This is a genomic window from Streptomyces globisporus C-1027 (genome assembly GCF_000261345.2).
Classification (GTDB): Bacteria; Actinomycetota; Actinomycetes; order Streptomycetales; family Streptomycetaceae; genus Streptomyces; species Streptomyces pakalii.
This window is the reverse complement of the sequence record NZ_CP013738.1, coordinates 4,266,055-4,284,199: the sequence shown is the minus strand read 5'-3', so window position 1 is coordinate 4,284,199 and position 18,145 is coordinate 4,266,055. Positions and strand designations below refer to the sequence as shown.

18 protein-coding genes are annotated in these 18,145 nt (G+C 72.2%); 8 read left to right on the top strand and 10 right to left on the bottom strand.

The window, feature by feature from the left end; translation table 11 throughout:
• The first annotated feature begins 128 nt into the window (after window positions 1-128).
• From WQO_RS18735 to WQO_RS18725, 3 genes are read left to right on the top strand one after another with little or no spacing between them, the layout of a single operon-like run.
• Entirely contained in the window at window positions 129-965 is an 837-nt protein-coding gene (locus WQO_RS18735) for a helix-turn-helix domain-containing protein (protein ID WP_029182570.1), read from the top strand.
• Window positions 962-1,198, top strand: coding sequence for a DUF397 domain-containing protein (locus WQO_RS18730; RefSeq protein WP_010063233.1), 237 nt, complete (start codon window positions 962-964; stop codon window positions 1,196-1,198). Before WQO_RS18735 ends, WQO_RS18730 begins: the two co-directional genes overlap by 4 nt.
• A 59-nt stretch (window positions 1,199-1,257) precedes the next feature.
• Window positions 1,258-1,917: a TetR/AcrR family transcriptional regulator gene (locus WQO_RS18725; RefSeq protein WP_010063232.1), complete on the top strand. Its 660-nt coding sequence runs from the start codon at window positions 1,258-1,260 to the stop codon at window positions 1,915-1,917.
• Between the two features lie 53 nt (window positions 1,918-1,970).
• Here the strand turns inward: WQO_RS18725 and WQO_RS18720 are convergent, their stop codons facing one another.
• A complete protein-coding gene (locus WQO_RS18720) occupies window positions 1,971-2,654 on the bottom strand; it encodes a hypothetical protein (RefSeq protein WP_010063231.1) in 684 nt (227 codons plus the stop codon).
• Between the two features lie 149 nt (window positions 2,655-2,803).
• On the opposite strand from WQO_RS18720, the gene WQO_RS18715 reads away from it, so the two are divergent.
• Complete coding sequence (locus WQO_RS18715) at window positions 2,804-4,231, top strand: FG-GAP repeat protein (RefSeq protein WP_010063230.1); 1,428 nt, start codon at window positions 2,804-2,806, stop codon at window positions 4,229-4,231.
• A gap of 27 nt (window positions 4,232-4,258) precedes the next feature.
• Here the strand turns inward: WQO_RS18715 and WQO_RS18710 are convergent, their stop codons facing one another.
• Window positions 4,259-5,755, bottom strand: a complete 1,497-nt coding sequence (locus WQO_RS18710) for a PucR family transcriptional regulator (protein WP_010063229.1) — start codon at window positions 5,753-5,755, stop codon at window positions 4,259-4,261.
• Between the two features lie 387 nt (window positions 5,756-6,142).
• Between WQO_RS18710 and dnaN the strand changes: the two genes are divergently transcribed.
• Window positions 6,143-7,276: a DNA polymerase III subunit beta gene (gene dnaN, locus WQO_RS18705; protein ID WP_010063228.1), complete on the top strand. Its 1,134-nt coding sequence runs from the start codon at window positions 6,143-6,145 to the stop codon at window positions 7,274-7,276.
• Window positions 7,277-7,381: 105 nt separating this feature from the next.
• On the opposite strand, the gene WQO_RS18700 is transcribed toward dnaN, so the two are convergent.
• From WQO_RS18700 to WQO_RS18690, 3 genes are all read right to left on the bottom strand, one after another.
• Window positions 7,382-8,272: a glycoside hydrolase family 19 protein gene (locus tag WQO_RS18700; RefSeq protein WP_010063227.1), complete on the bottom strand. Its 891-nt coding sequence runs from the start codon at window positions 8,270-8,272 to the stop codon at window positions 7,382-7,384.
• 305 nt (window positions 8,273-8,577) lie between these two features.
• Window positions 8,578-9,426: a glycoside hydrolase family 19 protein gene (locus tag WQO_RS18695; protein ID WP_010063226.1), complete on the bottom strand. Its 849-nt coding sequence runs from the start codon at window positions 9,424-9,426 to the stop codon at window positions 8,578-8,580.
• Between the two features lie 219 nt (window positions 9,427-9,645).
• Complete coding sequence (locus WQO_RS18690) at window positions 9,646-10,929, bottom strand: adenylosuccinate synthase (protein ID WP_026237801.1); 1,284 nt, start codon at window positions 10,927-10,929, stop codon at window positions 9,646-9,648.
• Between the two features lie 186 nt (window positions 10,930-11,115).
• Between WQO_RS18690 and WQO_RS18685 the strand changes: the two genes are divergently transcribed.
• The 3 genes from WQO_RS18685 to WQO_RS18675 all read left to right on the top strand — a co-directional run bounded on the left by WQO_RS18685 (window position 11,116) and on the right by WQO_RS18675 (window position 12,807).
• Window positions 11,116-12,000: a diacylglycerol kinase family protein gene (locus WQO_RS18685; RefSeq protein WP_010063221.1), complete on the top strand. Its 885-nt coding sequence runs from the start codon at window positions 11,116-11,118 to the stop codon at window positions 11,998-12,000.
• A gap of 55 nt (window positions 12,001-12,055) precedes the next feature.
• A complete protein-coding gene (locus tag WQO_RS18680) occupies window positions 12,056-12,328 on the top strand; it encodes a DUF1876 domain-containing protein (RefSeq protein WP_010063219.1) in 273 nt (90 codons plus the stop codon).
• A gap of 134 nt (window positions 12,329-12,462) precedes the next feature.
• Window positions 12,463-12,807, top strand: coding sequence for a hypothetical protein (locus tag WQO_RS18675; protein ID WP_010063218.1), 345 nt, complete (start codon window positions 12,463-12,465; stop codon window positions 12,805-12,807).
• Between the two features lie 18 nt (window positions 12,808-12,825).
• On the opposite strand, the gene WQO_RS18670 is transcribed toward WQO_RS18675, so the two are convergent.
• The 5 genes from WQO_RS18670 to WQO_RS18650 form a co-directional block, all read right to left on the bottom strand.
• Entirely contained in the window at window positions 12,826-14,031 is a 1,206-nt protein-coding gene (locus tag WQO_RS18670; RefSeq protein WP_058954033.1) for a cytochrome P450, read from the bottom strand.
• A 71-nt stretch (window positions 14,032-14,102) separates the two neighbouring features.
• A complete protein-coding gene (locus tag WQO_RS18665; RefSeq protein ID WP_006126329.1) occupies window positions 14,103-14,771 on the bottom strand; it encodes a response regulator in 669 nt (222 codons plus the stop codon).
• On the bottom strand, window positions 14,768-16,123 hold the full coding sequence (locus tag WQO_RS18660) for a sensor histidine kinase (protein WP_010063215.1): 1,356 nt from the start codon (window positions 16,121-16,123) through the stop codon (window positions 14,768-14,770). The genes WQO_RS18665 and WQO_RS18660 overlap by 4 nt, the downstream gene beginning before the upstream one ends.
• Before the next feature lie 66 nt (window positions 16,124-16,189).
• On the bottom strand, window positions 16,190-17,083 hold the full coding sequence (locus WQO_RS18655; RefSeq protein WP_010063213.1) for an NAD(P)H-binding protein: 894 nt from the start codon (window positions 17,081-17,083) through the stop codon (window positions 16,190-16,192).
• Between the two features lie 120 nt (window positions 17,084-17,203).
• Window positions 17,204-18,124 carry an alpha/beta hydrolase gene (locus WQO_RS18650; RefSeq protein WP_058954032.1) on the bottom strand — a complete coding sequence of 307 codons (921 nt, stop codon included), beginning with the start codon at window positions 18,122-18,124 and terminating at the stop codon, window positions 17,204-17,206.
• Window positions 18,125-18,145: the final 21 nt, after the last annotated feature.

Sequence of the window (18,145 nt, the reverse complement as noted above, 5' to 3'; positions counted from 1 at the left end):
GTTATCCACGTCTGCCGAGGTGCGTCGCAAAGCCGTTGACCTGCACGAACTTCGCTGGAGCCGCGTTGAGTTCGACGGCATCGAGTAATGACCGGTTGAGTTCGGTTGAGTCGAAAAGAGATCGCGTAATGGCGAGTGCTGAGAACAAGGAAACGGCGAGCCCGATGGCCCGGATGGTGGCCGAGATGGCCCGGACGCTCCGCGTCCAGCGCGGGTGGACGCAGGAGCAGCAAGGCAAGGAGATCGGCTACTCGGCGGCGGCGATCAGCGCGATGGAGACCTGCGCCCAGCCTGCCAGCGACGCGATGCTGGTCGAGCTGCAGCGGGTGCACGGCAAGGGCACGCGCATCTTCGAGACGGCACGGCAGTACATGCGGATGGAGCGGCTGCCCGAGCAGTTCAAGGATTACGCGCTGTTGGAGGAGGCCGCGCTCAGCCTCCAGTTGTTCGCCGCGAACGTCGTTCACGGGCTGTTCCAGACGGAGGCGTACGCGCGGGCGCTGATCGGGGGCGGACACCCGCCGCTCTCCGAGGCGCGCGTGGAAGAGCTGGTCCAGCTCCGGATGGCGCGCACAGCCCTCTTCGACCGCGATCCGCTGCCGATGATCGAGATCATCATCGACGAGTCCGTTCTGCGGCGCGTCATCGGCAGTGAGGAGATCATGCGGGAGCAGTTGCTGCATCTCGTGGAGTGCGCCCGGCGGCGTAATGTCACGCTGCTGGTGCTACCCCTGGACGCCGGGAAGTACGGAGAGTACGACGGTGGTCGCGGCTCGATGAACCTACTGGAGACCCCGGAGCACGAACACCTCGTCTATCTGGAGCCGCAGGACGAGAGCCTGCTGATCAGTGACCCGGCAAAGGTGAGCGTCTACGCTCAGCGCTATGCGAAGATCCGATCTCAGGCCCTGGGTCCTCGTGAATCGCTGGACCTCATCAAGCGGTTGGCAGGAGTGACGGAATGAGCAGCACCCTCCGATGGTTCAAGTCGAGCTACAGCAGCGAGAGCGGCGGCGACTGCATCGAGGTCGCCTTCGACTGGCGTACGTCCTCCTACAGCAGTTCCAGCGGCGGCGAGTGCGTCGAGGTCGCCGCCTGCCCCCACTCCGTCCACGTCCGTGACTCCAAGGTCTCCGGCGGGCCCGTCTTCGCCGTCGCGCCCGACGCCTGGTCGGCGTTCGTCACCTGGGCGGAGTGAGCCGAGCGCGGCTCCGTCCTGACGTATCCGCAGGTGGCGGGCGTGTTAGCGTCGGCTTCATGGCAGTACAGCGTGCTGGTGACGCGGAACCGGAACCCGAACCCGCATCGGCGCACCCGACACCGCCCGAGGGGCTCAAGAGCCGGGACCGGATCCTGTGGGCCGCCTCGACCATGCTCGGTGAGGGTGCGGGCGCGGCGCTGAGCGTGCGCGCGGTGGCCGAGCGGGCGGGGGTGAGCACGGGGTCCCTGCGGCACCACTTCCCCACGCAACGCGCGCTCATGGACGCCATGTTGAAGGTCGTCTTCGACCTGGTCCTGCCGGAGGCCGCCTTCCGGGACACGTCCATTTCTCCGCGCGACCGCCTGCTCGGCTGCGTACAGGGCCTCCTCGTACCGCCGGACAGCGCCCGGGGCGCGCGCGAGGCGTGGCTGACGGTGCACGAGCGGTACATCGCCCAGGAGCCCACCCAGGCGATGCGGGCGGAGTACCAGGCGATGCAGCGCGAGGTGACCCGCCGCGTCGAGGAGTGCCTGAACGTGCTGGTCGAGGAGGGGGCGCTGGCCGCCGGGGACACGACGCGGCGTGCGCGGTTCCTGTTGACCCTGGCCAACGGCGTATCGATCGAGCAGGTGCTGCCGAGCGAGGACGCACGGCTCGCCACCGAGCTGGACGTCCTCCGCACCGGCGTCGACCTCGTGCTGGACAACCGCGTCTGAGCCGACCCTCTGCGTGCGTCAGGAACCCGGTCCGAGTCGGCCCTCAGACTGCGTCAGGTACCGGCTCCGCCGTCCAGGAGCCAGTGGTAGCGCATCCGCATGGCCCGTTCGGTCGCGCCGAGCGCCGCGCCGACGCCGAGCGCGACGTTCAGCCATATCGGCAGCCGCAACGGCGACTCGAATGTGCCCAGCGACTCGGCGATGGCCGGGATTTCGGAGATCGGCTGCGCGGCCTGGAGCAGGTTGAGGCCGACCCCGATGACCAGGAACACCACGGACACGACCCCGATGAGAGCGCTGGCGCCCGGATGCTCGCGGGCGAAGTTCATGCGTCGCCCCTCCGCCGAGCGGGGGTCGGGGACGAGGCGGGTCTCGCTCCCGTCGTCCGCGACGAAGTGGCAGCGTCGCATGCCCACTTCGCTCCTGCGGACCTCGATGGTCCCGCCGGGGACGGGGAAGCGCGCCGGGAGCTTCGACTCGGCCTCGCAGGCCCCGTCCCGGTACAGCCGCGCCCGGACCACGCCCGTCTCGGCGTCGCCGCCGTGCTTGACCTCCACCGTGTACGTCGCGGAGAGCCCGCCGCCCACCGGCAGCGCGATGGAGAGGAGCGAGCGCCGGGTCATCTGCCACCAGCGGAAGGGCTTGAGCGGCTTCCCGTCGCCCGGCTTCACCCGGCGCTCCAGTCGTCGGTCGTTCCAGCTCAGCCCCATGGTGACGCCCTCCCTGATCGCGACCAATACGGTGTGCTACTTCAACCTCCCGATCCAAACTAACACACCGTACTAGTAACGCACGGTGATCAGGGTGCCCCGCGTGACGGCGGCGCGAGGGCGCGTGGCTCAATACCTCCATACGTCAGCAACTCAGGGGTGGGGGCACCACGCACATGACCGGACACACCGCTCGGACCAGACGTTTCGCGGCACTGGCCGCGACCGCCGCGATGACCGTCGCCGCGACCACGCTGTCCGGGGTGACAGCGGGGGCCACGGCGCTGCCGGTCCCGCACGACATCAACGGGGACGGGTACGGGGACATCGTCCTCCCGGCGCCCGGAGCCACCGTCGCGGGCCAGGCGTACGCCGGGGCCGTCGTCGTGCTCTACGGGTCGGCCAAGGGCGTCTCCGCCGCCCAGCGGGCCGTGATCACGCAGAACTCGGCGGGCGTTCCGGGGACGGCCGAGGAGGGCGACGCCTTCGGTGCGTCGATCGCCCTCGCGGACCTCGACAAGGACGGATTCGCGGACATCGTCGTCGGATCGCCGCAGGAGAAGATCGGCTCCAAGCAGTCGGCCGGCGCGGTCACCGTCCTGTGGGGCGGGAAGAAGGGCCCGGTGTCCGGCGTCGCGCTGCCGGTACTTGAGGAGAAGCAAGGGATGGCAGGACAGGACGTCGCCGCCTGGTCCGGCCCTGACGGGGCTCAGGTCCTCGTCGTGAACCGCAACAACTCCACGCGCCTGACCGGGCCGTTCAAGCGGTCCGGCAAGGTCGTCGCCTCGTCCTACCTGCACAACGAGACCGGCTTCATGAACGCCGCCGCCTTCGGGGACCTGAACGGCGACAAGGCCGCCGACCGTGTCCTCGTCAACGGGCGCATGGGCGGCCGGAGCGGCGGAGCCGTCTACGTCAACTCGACCTGGGAGAAGATCAACCAGCTGCACGGCGGCGACGGGCTCGTCGCGGCCGTGGGGGACGTCAACGGGGACGGTTACGGGGACGTCGTGCTCGGTGACCCCGACGACCCGCACCCGGTGGAGGGGCCCATCGGCCACCTCGGCGGGGCGGTGCACGTGTGGTTCGGGTCGAAGTCCGGTGTGGCGTACGACAAGCCGCCGATGACCATCCACCAGGACACGGCGGGAGTGCCCGGCGGCGGGGAGCGCGACGACGCGTTCGGGGCGTCGGTCGCGGTCGCGGACCTGAACAAGGACGGTGCGGCCGAGATCATCGTCGGGGTGCCCGGCGAGGCGGTCGGCAAGAAGGCGGACGCCGGGGGCGTCGTGGTCGTACCCGGTCGGCGTACGGGGCAACTCGGCTCCGGCTCGTACGCGTTCACGCAGGACACCGCCGGGGTGCCGGGCGGGGTGGAGGCCGGGGACCGGTTCGGCGCGACGGTGAGCGCCGGGGACCTGAACAAGAACGGGCGGCCCGACCTCGTGGTGGGCGCGGCGCAGGAGAACGGCCAGGGCGCGGTGTGGGTTCTGCCCGGCGGCGCGTCCGGGCCGCTCTACACGTCGTCGGTCTCCTTCGGCCCGGGCTCTCTCGGGCTGTCCAAGAACGACTGGCTGCTGCTGGGCGGCGACCACCGGCAGTGACCGGCACGCCCCCCGCGCACGACGCCTTCAGGCCGCTGCCGTCAGGTCCCGGGACCTCAGCGCCAGCCACAGGTCGTAACGGGCGCTCGGGGGCCTCAGCAGCGAGCGCTGGAGCAGCGTTTCGAGGCGGGTGAGGCGCTTGCGCGCGCCGGGCACGGAGATGCCCAGCTCGGCTGCGGCCGGGCCGATGCGGCCCTCGCACCGTACCCAGGTGCGCAGGGTCTCCTCGGCGCCGAGGACGGGGGCCAGTTGCTGGTCCGCCCAGTCGCGTACGGCGGGGCGGACCAGGATCGCGTCGAGACCGCCCGCCGGCTCCGACGTACCGGAGGCCGACGTACCCGAAGCCGGCGATCCGGACTGCGCGGGCTCGGGGGTGCACGCCGGGGCGGGCGTAGAGCGGACACGCAGGGCCAGATCGAGGGCGGCCTGGTCGGCCAGCCGGTGCAGGTCGAGGCCGAGCAGCTCGCCGATGAGCCGCAGCCGGGCGGCGAGGGTGTTGCGGTGGACCTTGAGATGCACCGTCGCGTGGGACGAGAACGCCAGCCAGGACGCGGCCGTGGCCAGCAGCTCCTGGCTCCCGGGGTCCTGCGCGCGGCGCGGAACATGGGTCAGGAGCGGCCTCAGCAGCTCGTCCGCCCACCGGTGGCCGGCCGGTCCGACGACGAGCGCGGAATCCGGCGAGACCCCGAACCGGGCGTGCCGGTTGGGCAGTTCGCGGGCGACGGCCAGGGCGTGGAAGGCCTGGCGGTAGCCGGTCGCGGTGTCGGCCAGCGGCACGGGCTCGCTGACGCCCACCACGCAGTCGCCCACCCGGGCGGCGACGGTCTCGTCGGGCGGGACGGACCCCGGCTCCAGCGCCTCCGCCTCCGCGGGCATGACCAGGATGAGGTGGCGGGCGTAGACGGGGCACCGCACGATCCAGGAACGGCCGCCGTCCACGTCCGCGCAGACCCGGGCCACCTCGTCGCGCCCGCCGCCGGAACACTCCACGACACACACCCGTACCGGATCGGGAAGCCGGGGGCGCAGCGCACCGGCGACCTGCTGGGCGATGGAGAGCTGACCCGTCATCAGCAGGTGCAGCACCGCCTCACGGCCCCGGGACTCGGCGAGGTCCACCCGGCGGCGCTTGCGCTCCAGTGTCTCGGCCTGGAGGCACAGGGACAGCGGCAGGACCACGTCGGCCAGCCGCGTGGCGAGCCCGGCGGCCACCGGCCGGGGCGTGACAACGGCGAGCACGGGAGCGGAGGGGTCCCCGGCCCCCGGAGGGGAGACGCCGAGCGGGAAGAGGAGAGCGGTGTACGCACCGGTGTCCACGGAGTACGCCTGGACACCCCGCTCGGTGAGGGCGCTCGCGCCCTCGGCGACCAGCCCCGCGACATCGGGCACCATCGCCCCCGCCGTACGGGCCGCGGCGTGCAGCACCGTCCCGTCCGGCCCGACGAGCCCGGCCCAGCCCTCGGTCCGCCCGGCCAGCCAGCGCAGCAGCTCGGCCGTCCCGCCGGTGCGGGCCAGCCGGTGCATCCGCAGAAGATCGTCCGCGCGCTCCCCTGATCGCATCAGTCCCCCGTTCCGCCCAGGACACAGCCGTGTCGCCGGTGACCGGGCCCTTCTGACTGTGCGGATCGATACCTCGGCGGCCGTCCCATTGGGCGTATTGAATCTCCCGGTGCCCCTACCCTCCGATCTATCGTCCGAACGTGTTCCGGCACGCCGGGGGACGAAGGGGGAGGCCGGAACACGGGACCGCGGCAATGCGGCGGCAGCGGCTCACGGGGGTGGTCGCTGTCGCCGGTTGCCGCGCTCCCGCGCGCACGGGCTGCGCTGTGGGCGCGCCTGATTGTCAGTGGTGCCTCGTACCGTCGTACGCAGGAGTCGGCCGACGACTTCGACGTCCGAGGAAGGCGCCCCATGGAGTTCCGCATCGAACGCAGTGCCCTGGCCGAGGCCGTGTCCTGGGCGGCCCGCGTCCTGCCCGTGCGCTCCCCCGTCCCCGTGCTGGGCGGACTGCTGCTGGACACGGAAGCCGCGGCCGGATCCGAGGCCAGGGACGGACGGCTGCGGATCTCCGGGCTGGACTACGAGGCGTCCGCGCGCATCGACGTGGAGGCCGAGGTCCTGTGGCCCGGGAAGGTGCTCGTCATGGGGCGGCGGCTGCTGGACATCTGCAAGGTGCTGCCCGACGGCCCCGTGGAGTGCGCGGTGGAAGGGTCACGATTCACGGTGTCGGGCGACGGGGCCCGGTTCGGCCTCTCCGTACTGCCGTTGGACGACTACCCGGCCCTTCCCCCGCTTCCGCAGGTGCGGGGCGCGGTGGACGCGGAGCTGTTCGCGGCGGCGGTGGCCGATGTGGCGGTGGCGGCGGGGCGCGACGACACGCTGCCCGTGCTCACCGGGATCCGGCTGGGGCTCGACGGCGACACGATGACGCTCGCCGCGACCGACCGCTACCGCTTCGCCGTGCGGACCCTCCCGTGGAAGGCGGCCGCGCCCGGCGAGAGCGCCGACGTCATCGTCTCCGCCCGCCGGCTCACCGAGATCGCCCGCTCGCTGGGCCGCTCCGGTCTGGTGAGCCTCGCCCTGGACCCCGGTTCGGCGGGCTTCGAGCATGCGGGCATGCGGACCACCGTCCGGCTCCTGGAAGGCCGACTGCCGCGCCACGACAAGCTGTTCGCGCTGGAGGACCCGGCCGTGGCGGTGGTGGACCGAGCCCGGCTGACGGAGGCGGCCAAGCGGGTCTCCGTCGTCGCCGACGGGGACAGCCCGGTGCAGATGACATTCTCCCGCGCCGACGCCTCCGTGACGCTCCGGGCGGGCTACGAGGACGACGTGGCCTCCCAGCGGCTGCCGGCCACGCTGGAGGGGGCCGAGGAGCTGACGGTGGCCTTCAACCCGGCGTATCTGGCGGACGCCCTGGCCTCCTTCACGGGTCCTGCCCTGCGGCTCCAGCTGCTGGGAGCGGGACAGCGCGCGCTGATCACGGACGGGGCGGGCACGGGCACGCACCGGCATCTGCTGATGTCGGTGCGGCCGCAGTTGGTGTGACGGGGGCCGGACGCCGAAACGGGGGGTGCGTTCCGGTTTTCGCCGGACGCACCCCCCGCTCGGGTGGGGTTCTCAGGCCCTCACGAGGGCCTTCGGGTCAGCAGGTCAGCAGCTCAGGTTCGAGCCGGTGGTGGTGCCGAGAACCTGGGTGAACTGCGTGAACTTGTCGATCCGGCTCTGGACCTGGGCAGGGTTGCCGCCGTTGCACTCGATCGCGCCGTTGATGGAGCGGATCGTCTCGCCGAAGCCGGCGTTGTTCACGATGGCGTTGTGGCCGGTCATGGTGCCGGGGCCGGACTGGGTGTTCCAGTACCAGAGGCCGGTCTTCCAGGCGACGGCGGCGTTCTGCTCGACCAGGTAGGGGTTGTTCAGCAGGTCGATGCCGAGGGCGTCACCGGCGGCCTTGTAGTTGAAGTTCCAGCTCAGCTGGATCGGGCCCTTGCCGTAGTACGCGGACTGGCCGGCCGGGCAGCCGTAGGGCTGGCTCGCGTCGCAGTAGTGCGGGTAGTTCGCCTCGTTGACTTCCTTGATGTACACCAGCCCGCCGGTCTCGTGGCTGACGTTGGCGAGGAAGGCGGCCGCCTCGCGCTTCTTGATCTCGTCGCTGCCGGTGTTGGCGAAGGCCGGGTAGGCGCTGAGGGCGTCGGTCAGGCCCTGGTAGGTGTAGAAGGGGTTCCGGTTCGGGAACATCTGGTTGAACTGGGCCTCGCTGACGACGAATCCGTTGCTCTGGCCCGGGTCCTCACCGCCCCCGCCGGTACCGCAGGCGCCCTTGTCGGCCCACACGTCCGACGAACCCGGACGCTCGTTCTGGGTCCACCACTTGGCCGTGTAGTTACGGCCGTTGTACGAGACCGAGCCACCGTTCGTGTAGACGGCGGAGGAGCTCCAGGCCGTGGCACAGGTGGCGGCCTGCGCGGTGGCGGCGGGAAGCACGACGAGGCCCGCGACGACCGCGCCGAGCGCGACCAGCAGGCTCATGACACGTCGGATCACGTGATCACACTCCTTGGACGCGGCGCGACGTCCGGCCGTGCGCCGCTGTGGGGGTGCCCGACACTCAAGCGAGGATGGTCTGGACCTGTCAAGGTCTAGACCATCCTCGAAATGAGCATAGGCCGCGCCGGTGACGGACCTCGGCCACCTGCGGCCAGGGCGCCAAGAGCACTCTCAACAGCCGCTATTCCGGAAGGAGTCCATCCGGATCCCCCGCGAACGGGGGCGGAAGCGAAAGTAAAATCTTCCGCCCCGCCCAGCATGCGGACAGCCCCGCTCCCCCTCCGGACAGCCTCGGGCCCGGCTCAGCAGGTGAGCCCGGCCCCCGGGGCCACCCCGACGATGCCGGTGATGCGCTCGTACCGCTCCACCCGCGCGGCCACCGACGCCGGGTTGCCGCCGTCGCACTCCAGGGCCCCGTTGAGCGAGCGGATCGTCTCACCGAAGCCCGCGCCGCCGACCATCGCGTCGTGCGAGGTCATGGTGCCGGGGCCGTTCTGGGTGTTCCAGTACCAGAGGGCGGTGGCCCAGGCGACGGACGGATCGCGCTCGACCAGCCAGGGATCGTTCAGCAGATCGAGCCCGAGGGCGTCCCCGGCGGCCTTGTAGTTGAAGTTCCAGCTGAACATGATCGGGCCGCGCCCGTAGTAGGCCTCACGCCCGGCCGGGCAGCCGAAGGGCTGGGTGTCGTCGCACTTGCGCCAGTAGTTGGCCTCGTTGATCTCCTTGACGTACTTCAGCCCCACCGACTCGAAGTCAGCGTGCGTCAGGAACGCCGCCGCCTCCCGGGCCCGCGTCTGCGGCGTACCCACGTTGGCGAAGCGCGGGTAGGCGTGCAGCGCGTCGATCAGGCCCTGGTACGTGTAGAAGGGGTCGCGGTCCGGGAAGATCGCGTCGAACTCCTCCTCGCCGATGACGAAGTCGGAGACCCCTCCCGTACAGGCGCCCCGGTCGGCCCAGGCGGACCCGGCGCCCGGATTCTCCCCGCGCGTCCACCACTTGGCGCTCCAGTTGCGGCCGTGGTGGGAGACGGTGTCCCCGGCGCGGTAGTCGGCCGTCGGGCTGTGGAGCGGCGCGCAGGGCTGGGTGGCGGGCGCGGCGGCCGAGGCGGCGGGGGCGGTCGGCACGAGGACGGCGGCCAGAGCGGCCGGCACGGTCAGGAGCTTCGTGAAGCGGTCGATGCGGGACAGGGCTGCTCACTCCTTCGGCGGGGCACGCCGAGCGCCGGAGCGCCCCGGCGGGCCGACACGGGGGGAGCCACAGCCAAACCGCATTGGTCTGGACCTGTCAAGGCAGCGACCGGCCAGGAAACCGTGGGGCCCGGGATGCGGATCCTCACGATCCGATCCCGGGCCCCACGGCCGCAGCACCGCCTACAGGAACGAGTTGATCTCGATCGTCTCGGTCCGGCCGGGGCCGACGCCGATCGCGGAGATCGGGGCGCCCGACATCTCCTCCAGGGCCTTCACGTAACCCTGCGCGTTCTTCGGCAGGTCGGAGAAGGTCTTGGCCTTGGTGATGTCCTCGGACCAGCCCGGCAGGGTCTCGTAGATCGGCTTCGCGTGGTGGAAGTCGGTCTGGTTGTACGGGAGCTCCTCGACGCGCTTGCCGTCGATCTCGTACGCCACGCAGACCGGGATCCGCTCCCAGCCGGTGAGGACGTCCAGCTTGGTGAGGAAGAAGTCGGTCAGGCCGTTCACCCGGGTCGCGTACCGCGCGATCGGGGCGTCGAACCAGCCGCAGCGGCGGTCACGGCCGGTGGTGACACCGCGCTCGCCGCCGATGCGCCGCAGCGCCTCGCCGTCCTCGTCGAACAGCTCGGTCGGGAACGGACCGGCGCCGACCCGCGTCGTATAGGCCTTGAGGATGCCGATGACGCGGCTGATCTTCGTCGGGCCGACACCGGCGCCGGTGCAGGCGCCGCCCGCCGTCGGGTTCGACGAGGTGACGAAGGGGTACGTGCCGTGGTCGACGTCGAGCAGGGTGCCCTGGCCGCCCTCGAAGAGCACGACCTTGCCGTCGTCGATGGCTTCGTTCAGGATCAGGGTCGTGTCGGCGACGAACGGCTTGATCTGCTCCGCGTACTGGAGCATGTCCTCGACGACCTTGCCGGCCTCGATCGCCCGGCGGTTGAAGACCTTGGCCAGGAGCTGGTTCTTCTGCTCCAGGGCCGCCTCCACCTTCTGCTCCAGGATCGACTCGTCGTAGAGGTCCTGGACGCGGATCCCCACCCGGTTGATCTTGTCGGCGTACGTCGGGCCGATGCCCCGGCCCGTCGTGCCGATCTTGCGCTTCCCGAGGAAGCGCTCGGTCACCTTGTCGAGCGTGACGTTGTACGGAGTGATCAAATGAGCGTTGCCGCTGATCAGAAGCTTGGACGTGTCGACGCCTCGCTCGTTCAGACCGCTCAGCTCGGAGAGCAGGACCGCCGGGTCGACCACGACACCGTTCCCGATGACCGGGGTACAACCCGGCGACAGGATTCCGGAGGGGAGGAGATGAAGTGCGTACTTCTGGTCGCCCACGACGACCGTGTGACCGGCGTTGTTACCGCCCTGGTATCGCACGACATAGTCCACGGATCCACCGAGGAGATCGGTGGCCTTCCCCTTGCCCTCGTCACCCCACTGAGCACCGAGCAGCACAAGTGCGGGCACAGGCGTACACCCCTTCCGGGCGGGGCATGTCCAAGGTCAGGGGGCGTACGTCAAGGTCGTACCTGCCGTACGACGATGTACTGCACAGCCTGAGCCGTCGAACCGGGTGCCCCGGAATAGACGAAGCCCCTGGCGCAATAGCGCAAGGGGCTCTTGCACCAAGATGCTACCCGAGGAAGGACCGAGGTGTCGGCTGCAGAGCCCCCTGGCGACGGCGACGACCAGCTCCTGGTGGTCATCGACCCGGTCGCCCGCCGGAGTGACGGCGAGTCCGTCCGTATCGCCAAGGACGTGCTGAGCGCCGGTGCGCACGCCAAGATCTGCCTTCCGGACACCCCCGAGGAGTTCGCCCGGGCCCTGTCCCGGCGGGGTGCGCGCCGGCCCGTCGTCGTCGGTGACGACCATGCGCTGCTGCGCGCCGTCGCCCAGCTGCACCGCGAACGGGAGCTGGCCGCCGGCGTCCTCTCCCTGATCCCCGTCGGCGCCGCCCACGCGCTGGAGGTGGCCCACGCCCTCGGCGTCCCCCGGGGCGCGGTGGCAGCCGCCCGGACCGCGCTGGACGGTGCGGTGCGCCGCCTGGACCTGCTGGTCGACGACAGCGACGGCGTGGTCCTGGGCCGCCTGCGCATCCCGGCCCCTCCTCCCCCGCCGCCCGGCTCCGGGACCCCGCACGCGGGCGTCACGGCCGTCTGGGACACCTGCCGCTCGCTGGTGACCTCCCTCGTCCGCCCGGCCCCGGTCGCCGCCACGACGAACCCGGGCACGCACCGCCTGCGCATCGAGGCGGACGGGGTGCTGCTGAGCGACCTGGACACGCCCGTCCGGGACCTCTCGGTCACCTCCCAGGGCGGCGGGGGCCTCGCCGACGTCGTCGTCCGCACCGGTTCCGGCGAGGACGTCACGGCGGAGGCCAAGGCCGTCACGGTCTCCGGCGCGGACTTCCGCTACCGGGCCGACATACAGACCGGGGGGCCGGTGCGGACCCGGACGTGGACGGTCCGGGCGGGCGCCTGGGGGCTGATGCTGCCGGGCCCGGCGAGCGCGGACGCGGCGGCGGGCGCACGCTGGTAGGAGACGGCCCCGGAGCCGTCCTCCCTGCCCGCCCCCGGTCCCGGAGGTGACCGTCATGACCAGGATCGCTGTCGGATGGCACATCGACCTCGAATTCGAGGAGGACACGCACCGCACGCGCGCGGCGGCGCTCGTCCGCCTCTCCGACGGAACAGAGGTACGCGCCCACGGCTACGCCAGCCGCCATCCCTCGGACGCCGACCAGCAGCGGGTCGGCGAGGAGATCGCGGGGGCGAGGGCGCTCAACGAACTGGCGATGAAACTGCTGACCAAGGCGCACGACGAGATCGACGAGGCGTCGGGGCGGCACTCGTACCCGCTGACGTAGTTCCGGGGCGCTGTTTCGGGGGCGCTGCCCCCGTACCCCCGCTCCTCAATCGCCGGAGGGGCCCAGAAGGAACCCCCGGAGGGGCTTGACTGCGCCCCGGAACCGGGCCCGCGCCCCCTCGCGTCCCCCGCAGCATGCGAACCGAGAACCCGCGACGCGACGCCCTCACCGGAACCATCGGCTGCCTGACCGCCGTCCTCGGCGCCCTCGCGGGCATCGCGGTCTGGTTCCCGTACGGCCGCAGGGGCCTCTTCGGCGGCTTCGAGGGAGAGACCAACCCCGCCGTCCTCTGGCTGGGTCTGCCCGTCATGGCCGTGGGCGGGGCCGTCGCCGCCCTCGCCGTCTTCGCGCTCGTCCGCGGCCGGTGGCGCCCCGCGCTCGGGCTGGTGGCAGCCGTCGCCGGGATCACCGCCTTCGGGTACGGCTTCGACGTCCTGGCCGGGACGCGGACGCTGGAGGACTGCGGCTCACCCTGCTGACCCGGGCCGGAGGCTTGCCTACACCTCCGCCCGCAGCTCCTTCAGCCCCCGGATCACATACCCCGGCTGCCACTCCGGCTCCGTCGTCATCCGCAGCGCGGGCGCCTTCCGCAGCAGCTCCCCGAAGGATGCCGCCAGCTCCAGGCGCGCCAGCGGGGCGCCCAGGCAGAAGTGGATGCCCGCGCCGAAGGTGATGTGCGGGTTGTCCGTACGGGACAGATCCAGGACGTCCGGGCGCGCGAACCGCTCCGGATCCCGGTTGGCCGAGCCGAACAGCAGCGCCACCTCCGCGCCCCGCCCGATCACCTGGCCGTCGATCTCGATGTCGTCCAGCACCCAGCGCTCGAACATCTGCAACGGGGTGTCGTAGCGCAGCAGCTCCTCGATCGCGGTGGGCAGCAGCGCGGGGTCGGCGCGCAGGGCGGCCAGCTGCTCCGGGTGGTGGAAGAGGGTCCGCCAGCCGTTGACGGTGGTGTTCACCGTCGCCTCGTGGCCCGCGTTCAGCAGCAGCACACAGGTGGAGATCATCTCCTGCTCGGTCAGCCGCTCGCCCTCGTCGTGGGCGGCGATGAGCGCCGAGATCAGGTCGTCGCCGGGGTCCGCCCGCCGCTCGGTGATCAGGCCGCGCAGATACGTGGAGAAGTCCACGGAGGCGGCGACGGCGGCGGCCGCCGTCTCCGCCGACGGGTTCAGCTCGAACATCCCGCAGATCGCCGCCGACCAGGGCCGCAGCAGCCCCCGGTCCGCCTCCGGGACGCCCAGCATCTCCGCGATGACGGCGACCGGCAGCGGCTCCGCGACCTCCGCCAGCAGGTCCCCGCCGCCCTTGGCGACGAACGCGTCGACCAGCTCGGCCGCCAGCCGCCGTACGGTCGGGGCCAGGTTCTCGACCGTACGCGGGGTGAACGCCTTGGAGATCAGCCGCCGGATCCGGGGGTGGTCGGGGGCCTCCAGATCGAGGATGCCCTGCCCGTTGAGCGTGGTGAACGGCTCGTGCTCGGGCGGCGGCGGGGTGCGCCCGAACTCCTCGTGGCTGAAGCGGTGCAGATACGTACGCCCGAGGCGCCGGTCGCGCAGCAGGGCCGATACGTCGGAGTGGTGCGGGATCAGCCACTGCCCCGTCGGCTCGAACCAGTGCGCGCGGCCGGCGGCGCGCAGCGCGGTGTAGGCGGGGTAGGGATCGGCGACGAACGCGGGCGACCAGGGGTCGAAGGACACGTGCATGGCCCGACGCTACCCGCGCCCGCGCCCGCGCCCGCCGCAAGGGGTCCGGCCCAGGTCGGGCACCGGTCCGGCTACCCCGGAGTGACCAGCCGCGCCTCGTACGCGAACACCGCCGCCTGGGTCCGGTCGCGCAGCCCCAGCTTCACCAGGATGCGGCTCACATGCGTCTTGATCGTGGACTCGGCGACGATCAGGTGCGAGGCGATCTCCGCGTTGGAGAGCCCCTGCGCGATGAGGACGAGCACCTCCGTCTCGCGCTCGGTGAGATCCCCGATCCGGGCCAGCGCGGGCGGCCGCGGGGTCTCCGCGAGCTTGGAGAACTCGGTGATGAGGCGCCGGGTGACCGTCGGGGCGAGCAGCGCCTCGCCCGAGGCCACCACCCGTACCCCGTCCGCGAGCTGCCGGGCCGAGGCGTCCTTGAGGAGGAAGCCCGAGGCCCCGGCCCGCAGCGCCTGGTAGACGTACTCGTCGAGGTCGAAGGTCGTCAGCACCAGGACCTTGGCGTCGGCGTCCCGGGCGACGATCTCGCGGGTCGCCTCGATGCCGTTCATCTCCGGCATGCGGATGTCCATCAGGACGACGTCCGGGCGCAGGGCGGCGACCTGGTCGAGCGCCTGCCGGCCGTCCAGCGCCTCGCCCACGACGGTGATCCCGGGCATCGCGTTGAGCAGCACCGAGAAGCCCTCGCGGACCATCATCTGGTCGTCGACGATCAGGACCCGGATGTCGGTGTCGCTCATGCCCGGCCGTCCCGGTCGATGACGACGGTGTCGGCGTTGCCCGCCCGGTCCGTCTTCGTCGCCGCCTCGCGGGGCTCCGACTGCTCCGGCTGCTCGGACAGCGGTACGGGGAGGAACACCGCGACCTCGTACCCGCCGTCGGCCGTCGCCCCGGCCGTCATCTCGCCGTTCAGCATCGCGACCCGCTCCCGCATCCCGGTGATCCCGTGCCCGGCGCCGGGCGAGGGCTTGACCAGGCCCCGCGCGGGCCCGTTGACCACGCGCAGCCCGAGCCCGCCGAGGACATAGCCGAGCTCGACCCGGGCCGAGGAGCCCGGTGCGTGCCGCAGGCTGTTGCTCAGGGCCTCCTGGACGATCCGGTACGCAGACAGCTCGACGCCCTGCGGCAGTTCGCGGACGGCCCCGGTGATCACCTTCTCCGTCTCCAGGCCCGTCTCGCGGACGTTGTCCAGGAGCCCGTCGAGCGCGGCGAGCGTGGGCTGCGGGGCGTCCGGGGCCTCGTAGTCCTCCGCCCGGACGACCCCGAGGACGCGGCGCAGCTCGGTCAGGGCGGCCACGGCGTTCTCCCGGATGGTGACGAAGGCCTGCTCCAGCTCCGGGGGCGGGTTCTCCACCCGGTAGGGGGCGGCCTCGGCCTGGATCGCGACGACCGACATGTGGTGGGCCACCACGTCGTGCAGCTCCCGGGCGATGGTGGTGCGCTCCTCCAGCAGCGTGCGCCGGTCGCGCTCGACGGCGGTGACGGTGCGCTGCACGGTGACCTCGCGTTCGGCGTCGCGCCGGATCTGGACCACGGCGACGACGAGCAGCGCGAAGGCGGAGAGCGTCGCCAGGGGCGCGGTGATCGACGGGTCACCGCCCTCCAGCAGCACCCCGAACAGGAGGGTCAGCAGCCACATCCAGGCAGCCGTGCGGGGCCGGGTCCGGGCCGCCACGACCACCATCACCACCAGCTGCGCCCCGAAGGCGCTCGGCCCCCACAGCCCCTCGCTGCCGAGGACGGCGCAGAGAACGGCGGCCACCATCGACGCCCAGAAGGCGGCGACCGGCCTGATGAGGGTCATCGCCACCGCGATCGCGGGGACCAGCCCCATCAGGAGGCGGAACTCCCACTCGGCGAACCCGGCCATCATCACGAGGAACGCGGCGAACAGCACGATGGCGTGCGGAGTCCAGACGACGAACCGGCGCAGCCCCTCGGGCAGCCGCCGCAGGATCCGTCCGTCGGGGTTGAGCGGCGGCAGCGGCCGGTAGGCGAACACGTTGCGCAGGAGGTCGTCCCGCAGGCCGTCTATCGCCCCTGCGGCTGCCCGGAACTCCGGGCTACTGGTCTTCGTCTGGGTCTCGGTCACGCTTCCACGGTAGGCGGCGGCGGACGGCGGGTCGTCACCATCGCTACGGATCCCGGAGCGTCCCTCTCAAGGACTACCCGCCTCCGCCGTGCCGCCCCGGAGGTCCGGTGAGGCCTCCGGTGAGGCCTCCGGTGAGGCCTCCGCGCGGAAGGCGTACGCGTGCTCCTCGGCCCACTGGGCGAAGGTCCGCGCCGGCCGCCCGGTGACCTTCTCCACCGTGTCGAGCACGGTCCGGCCCTCCGGCGGCGTGTCCCGGTAGACGTCGATCAGGAACGCGATCACGTCCTCCGGCATGCCCTGGCCCCGCCAGGTCTCCAGCGCCTGCTCCTCCGTGAGCTCGACCAGCTCCACGTCCGCGCCCCGCGCCGCGGCGATGTCCGTCGTCCTGTCGCGGACGGTCAGCGCCTGCGGTCCGGTGACCAGGTACTCCTGGCCGCCGTGACCGTCCTCGGTGAGGGCGACGGCCGCCACCGCGCCGATGTCCGACTCGTGGACCATCGCGCTCAGCCGGTCCACGAACGGCTCGCGCACCACGCCCTCGCTCCGGATGCCGGGCGCCCACTCCAGGGCGTTCGCCATGAACTCCACCGGCATCACGACCGTCCACGCGAAGTCGCTCGCGCGCACCGCCGTCTCCATCGGGGTCTCCCCGCCGCCGTGCAGCACGGTCACCCGGCGCACGCCCGCCTCCTCGGCCAGGGCGAGGATCTCGTCGGCGGTCTCCAGCGGGGCGAAGAGGGCCCCGCCGAAGGTGATGAGATGCAGCCCGGTCGCCCCGCGCAGCGCGGGAACCAGCGACGCCGGGTCCTCCAGGTCGCCGCCGACCACCTCGACCCCGGCCGGGAACTCCGCCCGCTCCGGGTCGCGGGTCAGGGCCCGGACGTGCTCACCGCGTTCCAGCAGCTGCTCGACCACGCGGCGGCCGACCGTTCCCGTGGCTCCGGTCACCAGGATCGTCATCAGGTCTCCTTCGTCGGTTCCGACTCCGTCTGAGCGGCAACACGACCAAGGTAGGGACCGCCGAGGACAGCTTCGGTCCTCTATTCCAGGTCTCTTCCCGGTCCTCCCTTCGGGAGGGGTTCACCAGGCGAGCTGGGTGATCTCCTCGGCGACGACGGCGCAGGCGTCGGCGGCCGGGTCGATCAGCGGGAAGTGCCCGACGCCGCCGAGCAGCGTCAGCCCGACCGTCTCGCCGGCCTGGGCCGCCGCGTCGACGTACGCCTCGGAGACGGCCTGCGGGACGACGATGTCGTCGGCCCCCTGGACGATCGCGGTGGCGATCCCGGTGGGCAGCAGCACCCCGGGGTCAGCGTGCGCCGCCCGGTCCGCGAAGTCGGCCTCCCCGCCCAGGAGCTGGGTGACCGCGCCGCCGCACACCCCCAGCCGGACCGCCGCCGCGAAGTCCGCGATCGGGGCCAGGGCGACGACCCCACGCAGTGGCGGCGGGGCGGGCAGCCGCCACGGCGACCCCTCGGGCAGGACGTGCCGCGCCGCCGCCCACAGGGCGAGGTGCCCGCCCGCCGAGTGCCCGGTGACCACGATCCGGCGCACATCGGCGCCCGGCAGCTCGCGGGCGGCCAGCACGGGCATCGCGTCCAGGGCCGCGGCCACGTCGTCGAAGGTCTCCGGCCAGCGCCCCGCGACCGGGTCGGCACCCGGAGCGTGCTGCCCCTCGCCGCCGCGCTGCTGCGGGATGTCGTCGCCGCCGCGCCGGTACTCCACGTTGGCCACGGCGAAGCCCCGGCGGGCCAGGAAGTCCGCGAGCGGGGAGACATGGGCCCGGTCGTACGGGGCCCGCCAGGCGCCGCCGTGCAGGAGGACGACGAGCGGGGCGGCGGTGCTGCCGTCGCGCGGGGCGTAGAAGTCGACGACCTGGTCGGGGTGGTCCCCGTAGGCGGCGGTGGCGTCGGGGGCGACGGGAGGATGGGCGAACGCCGACGCGCTCTCCGCCTCGTCCCGATCACGCGCCGCAGAGTCCGGGGAACCCGGGGAATCCGACATGCTGCTCAACCGTCCTCTGCC